Here is a 7,843-nt window from a genome sequence, read left to right on the forward strand (position 1 = left end):
TGATTACTGTTTTTGGAAGAACATTGTAGTTCCCCCAAGGCTAAGTGTAAGTGCTTGGTTGTTGTTGCTAAAGCTAAAAGGGATAGGTACTTTTTGTCAGTTAGAAACATTGTAATATTTGTCTCCTTCTTTTACATAGTCGTAGCTTTCCACATTACCATCTTGGCATTGTGTGCTGTTCGCAGGCAGGGTATAGTAGAGCGAAAAACCTATAGAGCTCGCTACTATACTACCTGTAAAGCAAGCAGGAGTACCCGCAGGATAAGTAGTGCCTCCTGCTTCTATTTTGGTAAGTTCCCAAAGTCCCACCAAAGGATCGAGATAGCTATAGTCTACTCCTTTTTTGTGAAGGATATCTACTTCTGGAATACCTAAGTTATTTGTAAAACGCAAAATAAGTTCTTTGCCTTTTATTTCGTATTTAAAAGAATTCATTTTCTGTCCTTTAGTGCCATTAGGAGAATTGCTAGCAATACTATGAATTATCTCACCATTAGAAAGGGTATAATCGTAATAGAAAGGAGTATATTTACATCCAGAACCATCCCTACGATACCATTCGAACTTCATCTGGGTATCTGAAAATGAGCGATAAGACTGCTTGGCGCAATTATCAGGAGTACTCCAACGGATATTTTTCCCGTTGCCATTATAGTCTCCATACACAGTATGATAATACCAATCCCCAGTGAGCGAAGTGCTACCTCCGCCGTTGTCGTCGTCTTTCCCGCAAGAGGAAACGAATAATGCTGTGGCAACTAATGCCGAAAAAATTAGTTTTTTCATATAATATTTGTGTTATCCTCTCTCCCGTTCCCTCTCTCCCAAGGAGAGAGGGGCAATCTGGTTAAGAGGGTGTTAAAAAATAATGTTTAATGTTGTTTATAATTTACTATCAGACAAGTCAGACTCCTGAAACCTGCCCCCTGACACCTATCCCCTGCCCCCTGACACCTAACATTGGGGCAAAAGTAACAAAAAATATCTTTATATCCTATTTTTTTTTAACTTATTTTATATTTCGTCTCTCGTCATTCGTAACTCGTCATTCGTCATTTGTCATTCGTCATTTCCTTACATTCTTTCTATATTTTTCGCTCTTGCTTTCTTTTCATTCTGTTGTTTATCAAACTGCTACATTTTTAGTTATCTATATTTTCACTATCCAGTGTTTTAGTATATCTTTAACGTTTTATCTTTGCGGCAGAATTAGGTATTAGGTATCAGCTCTTACCTCTTACCTCTTAACTTTTAACTAAGATGAAAGGAAAACAAAGAACTTTATTAAACAGTATTGGCAAGCTCGCCTTGCTACTACTTTTTAGCTTGCTTTCTACCGCCCTTTCTGCCCAAAACAAAAAGATTAGCGGAAAGGTAATCGATGAAAAACACCAGCCTGTGCTGGGGGCATCGGTGGTGGTGAAAGGCACTACTAAGGGTACTACTACCGATTTCGATGGGAATTTCACGATAGATGTACCTGCTAAAGCCACGCTATCGGTTTCATTTATTGGCTATCACACCCAAAATGTAGCGGTAGGCAACCAAAACCAACTCACTATCGTACTCAAAGAAGAACAAGAGCAGTTAGACGAGGTAGTGGTGGTGGGCTATGGTACCGTCCGCAAGAAAGACCTTACGGGAGCGGTTACTTCGGTGTCTAACAAAGCCCTCAAGGAGAAACCTATTGCCAACGCTGGGGAAGCGCTCCAAGGGCGTGCTGCTGGGGTGCAAGTAACCTCGGCGGGAAAACCTGGTGACAACGTGTCGTTTCGCATTCGCGGTATCAGTACAATTAACAACAGCGAACCGCTACTGGTTATCGATGGGGTACCTACCGACCTCGGTATCAACGCGCTCAACGTAGATGATATAGAAAATATCGACGTGCTAAAAGATGCTTCGGCAACTGCCATTTACGGCTCTCGCGGTGCTAATGGGGTGGTGCTCATCTCTACCAAAAAAGGAAAAAATGGCGACGGCAAACTGTCGTTCAGCACCAATGTAGCCCTTCAACAAGCTACCAACTTACCCGTGATGCTCAACGCCCGCGAGTTTGCTTCTTTTCACAACGAAATGATTGCCAACTACAACCGCACCCCTGGGGTAAGTCCGCTTACACAACGCCCTGATTTCGCCAATCCTGAGGACTGGGGTGAAGGCACCAATTGGCTCAAAGCGCTCTTCCGTCCTGCTTTTATGCGCAACTATTCGCTTTCATACTCAGGCGGTAACGACAAGAGCAATTACTACGTATCAGGAGGTGTGTTCGACCAAGATGGGATTATCCTCAACACTTCTTACCGCCGTTATACAGTGCAGTTCAACGGCGAGTCGCGCGTAAAACCGTGGATTAAGTTTGGCAACAACCTCACCCTCAGCCACGACGAAAAGAAATCGGGCGACTACAACATCCGTATGGCGATGGCTTCTTTGCCTACACAACCTATTTACAATGAAGACGGTAGTTACTCAGGTCCTGATTCGCCTGCCCATCAGTACAGCGATATCCGCAACGTGATAGGTACTGCCCTTATCAACGGACAAAACACTACCAAAGGCTATAACATTTTGGGGAATATCTTTGCCGAAATTACCCCTGTGAAACATTTGGTATTCAAAACTACTGGAGGTCTTGATTTTAAATATTGGGACAACCGCAGTTTCTCTCCTAAGTACAACTGGAAACCAATACCTAATCCGCTCTCTAATCTCTACCAAGATGCTAATAAGAGTACTACCCTCCTATGGGATAACACACTCACTTATACCAATACTTTTGCCCAAAAGCACTTCCTCAATGTGATGGTGGGCACCAGTACACAAAACAACGTGTATAGCAAAATCAATGCGAGTGTGAGCAACTTCTTGAGCGACCAGCAAAACCAACTCAGCAAAGGCTTGGAAAACCCTACAGTAGGTGGCACAATGAACGATTGGGCTATCCTCTCCTTCATCGGGCGACTCAACTATACCTATGCCGATAAGTACTTGCTCACTGCTACCGTGCGTCGCGATGGTTCTTCGCGTTTCTCCAAAGAAAACCGCTGGGGTACTTTTCCTTCATTCTCTTTGGCGTGGCGCGCATCGAACGAGTCTTTTTTCCCTAAAAACGACTATGTAAACGATGTGAAATTGCGCGTGGGTTACGGTATGACTGGTAACCAAGGCGGTATTGATAACTATGCTTATTTCACCAAATTGCGCACAGGGCAATATGTGTTCAACAACAATTTGGTGTCTACCCTCTATCCTCACGTAATGCCTAACCCTAATGTAAAATGGGAAACCGTAGAGCAATTCAACGGGGGTATTGACCTCGCGCTACTCAAAAACCGCTTGAACCTCACTTTCGATGCCTATATCAAAAACACGAGCGATATGTTGGTGCCAATGGCGGTATCAGTAAGCTCTGGCTATTCGGATATTGCGGTACCGAGTATCAACGCTGGTAAAGTGGAAAACAAAGGGGTAGAGCTCACGGTGTCATCAGTGAATGTAAATAAAAAGGACTTCCAATGGAATACTGATGTAAACGTATCGTTCAACCGCAACAAAATCGTGAAAATGAACGATGGTGTGCCTTTGTTCACTGGTTTCGAGGCGTTCCTCACCAAATTGCAAATCCTCTCTGAGGGTCACCCCGTGAACTCTTTCTATGGCTATGTAATGAACGGACTTTTCCAAAACCAAAGCGAGGTGGACAACTATGCTACTCAAGTGGAAAACGGTACCGCTCCTGGTGATGTGAAGTTCCGCGACCTCAACAACGATGGGGTCATCAATGCTGAAGACCGTACCTATATAGGCAATCCGTTTCCTGAATGGACGTTCTCTATGAACAACAACTTCAACTACAAGAATATTGATTTACAAATATTTTTACAAGGCGTAGCAGGCAATGATATCTACAATGCCAACCGTATATGGCAAGAAGGTATGTCGGTGCCACAAAACCAAATTGCTAAGGTAAAAGACCGCTGGACTGGCGAGGGCACTAGCAATAGCATTCCACGTGCTATCTATGGCGACCCCAACCAAAATGCGCGTCACTCTACCCGCTTTGTAGAAGATGGTTCGTATTTGCGTATCAAAAATGTAACTTTGGGGTATACACTCCCTAAAGAGGTTACTCAAAAATTCCACACCGATATGTTGCGCATATATCTGTCTTGCCAAAATCTGTATACTTTCACCAAATACAGCGGTATGGATCCCGAAGTAGGCACTGGTGGCGTTGATGGCGGTACTTACCCTGTAACCCGCACTATAAGTTTTGGATTAAACGTGCAGTTTTAATAGCCCCCATTCCCCCGAAGGGGGACAATCTGAAAAAGTGAGTATTTAATTCTTACTTGTTATCTTTGGAGATTGTTTCCTTCTCTTTGAAAAGTCCGCGAAAGCGGAGTATATGGGGAACAGGTGAAGACAATAAAAACACAATTATAAACAAAAAAATTACCCCTATGCAGCCTTTGTGGCTTGCCCCCTCTCCTTGGGAGAGGGGGAACGGGGGAGAGGAATTAATATTATGAAAAAGATATTATACATCACCCTATTAGCATTTCCGCTCTTCACGGCTTGTTCTAAGTTTTTAGACAAGACCCCTTATGAAGATTCAAGTGCTGAAAACATAAGCGATGCGGCATCGGCAATTGCCCTTACCAATTCGGCTTATAAACCCTTGCAACGTTCTAACCTCTACAATATGCGCCTCTGGACGCTCGACATCGTAGCAGGTAATAGCATCGTAGGTGCTGGAGGTGGTAACGACGGACTCGAAACTATCACTCTTTCCAACTTCAACGCAACTGCCGATAACCCTTTGGCGCTCGAAATATGGCGCGGTTGTAACCCTGGTATTCTCTATTGCAATACAGCTCTGAAAGCTTTGCCTTCTGCCAATATCCCTGAGGATATCAAAAACCGCTGTATCGGTGAAGCCAAATTCCTCCGTGCTCACTACTATTTCCTTTTGGTGCAACTCTTTGGCGATGTGCCTCTTCAGCTCGACCCTAAAGAGAGTTTGACTAACAAAACGCCTTTCCGCCAAAGCAAAATGAAGATATACAACGAGGTGATTATTCCCGACCTCAGAGAGGCTTTCAATCTATTGCCTACACGCGAGCAATATAGCAATGCCGATAAAGGTCGCGCCACTAAAGGCGCTGCTGCGGGTATGCTTGCCAAAGTATACCTCACCTTGGGCAGATATAGCGAAGCCCTTGAGATGTGCAATGCTGTCGAAAACCTCGGTTATACCCTCAATCCTGATTATTCCGATTGCTTTGGCGCTGCCGAACGCAACAAAAACACTGCCGAGTCTATCTTTGAAATTCAGTACTACGGACTTACCAAAGATGATTTCTGGGGCGAAGAAAACCAAGCCTCTTGGCTCAGTACTTTTATGGGTCCTCGCAACAGCGGTTGGGTAGGGGGTGCTTATGGGTGGAATCAACCTACTCAAGAGTTTGTAGACCAATACGAGGCTGGCGACCTCCGCAAGGATAAAACCATTCTCTATGAGGGTTGCCCTAATTTTGAGGGGAATGCGTATCGCGCTTCAATGTCTAACACGGGCTACAATGTGCGCAAGTTCTTAGTGCCACTAAGTCAGTCGCCTGATTTCAATACCAACCCTGCCAACTTTGTAGCGCTCCGCTTTGCCGATGTACTCCTAATGAAAGCGGAAGCCCTCAACGAATTGGGTCGCACCACCGAAGCCGAAGTGCCTTTGTACAAAGTGCGCACCCGTGCGGGTCTTACCCATCGCGCTGATATAGAGAACCTCACTCAAGCGCAAATGCGTGAGAAAATACGCCACGAACGCCGTATAGAACTCGCTTTTGAAGGGCATCGTTGGTTTGATATGATTCGCTGGGACAACGGTCAGTATGCGCTCAATTTCTTGCACTCCATAGGCAAAACCAACGCCCGCGAGAAACACCTGCTCTTGCCCGTCCCTCAAAAAGACCGCGACGCCAACCCCAACCTTACCCAAAACCCAGGTTGGTAATAATAATGACGAATGACGAATTACAACAACTCTTATCTCTTAACTTTTAACTAATATTCACCCTTGTCGCTTTTGCGGCTTCCCTCCCCCTCGCCTTCGGAGAGGGGGAGAACGGAGGGGGTGAGGACACAAACTAATATGAAACCATACCATTTATACATCGCTTTCCTCTTACTGCTCCTTACGGGATGTAAAAAAGAGGACTATATGGAGCTCTTCAAAGAGGGGAAACCCTTTGAATTGAAAGCTCCTAAAGAAAATGTAGCCTTAGACGCTGCCAACCCCGAACAAGAAGCTATCAAGTTCACTTGGACGGCAGCTTCTAATTACGGCACCAATGCCGCTATCACCTATACCTTCCAAATGGATGTGCAAGGCAACAACTTTGCGGGAGGTATCAGCGAGAATGTAGGTCGTGAAGCCTATGAGAGAGTGTATAAAAACGAGGAACTCAACAACCTCTTGCTCAACACTTTCAAGGTGACAGCAGACACCGAAGTTACGATGGAAGTACGCATCATTGCCCAAGTAGCTTCTGGCGAGGGAATGAAACAACATACCAATGTGAAGACGGTGGTTTTCAAAACGCACACCCCTATCAGCAATACGCTCTATATCATCGGTAGTGCTGCTCCTCACGGTTGGAGTGCCGATCAAGCCGAAGAGATGAAACCCGTTGAGGGTACTCCTAAAGCCTTTGCGTGGTCAGGACGATTGGCTGCTGGCGAAATCAAGTTCATCACTACCAAAGGTCAGTTTATACCATCGTATGGCAAAGGCAGTAACAACAACGAGTTGCACTTCCGCAAAACCGATGCCGACAATAGTGATGAGAAATTTACCATTGCCGAAAGTGGTGTCTATACCGTAAAAGTAAACCTCATCAACCTCACCATAAGCATCACCAAAGGCGAAGCGCCTGAATATACCGAGTTGTGGTTCGTAGGTGAACCTACCGGTTGGAGCTTCAAGAAAATGACCGTAGACCCTGCCGACCCCTTTGTATTCCACTACAATGCCGATTTAGGCAATGGAGGTGAGTTCAAAATAGGTACTAAAGAAGGCGATTGGTTAGCAGTTTTCTTCCGTCCGAAAGAAAATAATACGGCTGAAGGTAGCGACCTCCCTGTGAAGAAATGGGCAGGTGACCCCGATAACAAATGGAAAATTGCAGCAGGTACTTACAAGATTACGCTCAACACCCGTACGATGAAGATTGACATTGTGCCTTTCACTCCTTATGCAGGAATGTATATGATTGGTAGTGCTACCGATGCTGGTTGGGATATCAACAATCCTATTGCTATGACTGTCGATAGTGGCAATCCTAATGTCTTTACGTGGGAAGGCGACTTGAAAGCGGGCGAACTCAAATTCTCTTGCGACAAGAAAAGCGATTGGAGTGGCGACTGGTTCTTGGCTGCTAAAGCTGATAAAGCCCCAGCAGGTGTGGAAGAACCGATGATTTTCAGCGCCCACGGCTCTAACCCCGATAACAAGTGGAAAATCACTGAGGCGGGCACCTATAAAATCACCCTCAACCAACTCACCCAAAAGGTGATTATTAAAAAACAGTAAGTTGAAAAGTCTCCACATACCCAGCTGTGTGCACTCGCTGGCTTCCCCCAAGGGGAGGGAGTTTAAGAGAGTTCAAGAACAAAACATCTTTATACGTGTTAAACAACCCTCCTTTCCGTTCGCATCTGCGGGCTTAGCCTCTCTCAATCCTATTTGCGGATTGTCCCCCTCTCCGAAAGAGAGGGGGAACGGGGGTGAGGCTTTAAACTATTGCGGATTGCCCCTCTCTCCTTGGGAGAGAGGGAACGG

The 7,843-nt window shown here is 45.4% G+C and carries 4 protein-coding genes; 3 read left to right on the forward strand and 1 reads right to left on the reverse strand.

Annotated features, from left to right (window positions below; translation table 11 throughout):
• Nucleotides 1-96 precede the first annotated feature (96 nt).
• On the reverse strand, nt 97-786 hold the full coding sequence (locus HMPREF9073_RS10840) for a lipocalin family protein (RefSeq protein ID WP_009413799.1): 690 nt from the start codon (nt 784-786) through the stop codon (nt 97-99).
• A 474-nt stretch (nt 787-1,260) separates the two neighbouring features.
• On the opposite strand from HMPREF9073_RS10840, the gene HMPREF9073_RS10845 reads away from it, so the two are divergent.
• The 3 genes from HMPREF9073_RS10845 to HMPREF9073_RS10855 all read left to right on the forward strand — a co-directional run bounded on the left by HMPREF9073_RS10845 (nt 1,261) and on the right by HMPREF9073_RS10855 (nt 7,594).
• Nucleotides 1,261-4,299 carry a TonB-dependent receptor gene (locus HMPREF9073_RS10845; RefSeq protein WP_009413801.1) on the forward strand — a complete coding sequence of 1,013 codons (3,039 nt, stop codon included), beginning with the start codon at nt 1,261-1,263 and terminating at the stop codon, nt 4,297-4,299.
• Nucleotides 4,300-4,531: 232 nt separating this feature from the next.
• Entirely contained in the window at nt 4,532-6,016 is a 1,485-nt protein-coding gene (locus tag HMPREF9073_RS10850; protein WP_009413803.1) for a RagB/SusD family nutrient uptake outer membrane protein, read from the forward strand.
• A gap of 138 nt (nt 6,017-6,154) precedes the next feature.
• Nucleotides 6,155-7,594: a SusF/SusE family outer membrane protein gene (locus HMPREF9073_RS10855; RefSeq protein ID WP_009413804.1), complete on the forward strand. Its 1,440-nt coding sequence runs from the start codon at nt 6,155-6,157 to the stop codon at nt 7,592-7,594.
• Nucleotides 7,595-7,843 lie beyond the last annotated feature (249 nt).

The sequence above is a fragment of the Capnocytophaga sp. oral taxon 326 str. F0382 genome, assembly GCF_000318295.1.
Taxonomy (GTDB): Bacteria; Bacteroidota; Bacteroidia; order Flavobacteriales; family Flavobacteriaceae; genus Capnocytophaga; species Capnocytophaga periodontitidis.

What these genes read in the sequence shown, in the direction of transcription:
- HMPREF9073_RS10840 (WP_009413799.1), bottom strand. Translation starts at nt 786, where the DNA reads ATGAAAAAACTAATTTTTTCGGCATTAGTTGCCACAGCATTATTCGTT.
- HMPREF9073_RS10845 (WP_009413801.1), top strand. Translation starts at nt 1,261, where the DNA reads ATGAAAGGAAAACAAAGAACTTTATTAAACAGTATTGGCAAGCTCGCC.
- HMPREF9073_RS10850 (WP_009413803.1), top strand. Translation starts at nt 4,532, where the DNA reads ATGAAAAAGATATTATACATCACCCTATTAGCATTTCCGCTCTTCACG.
- HMPREF9073_RS10855 (WP_009413804.1), top strand. Translation starts at nt 6,155, where the DNA reads ATGAAACCATACCATTTATACATCGCTTTCCTCTTACTGCTCCTTACG.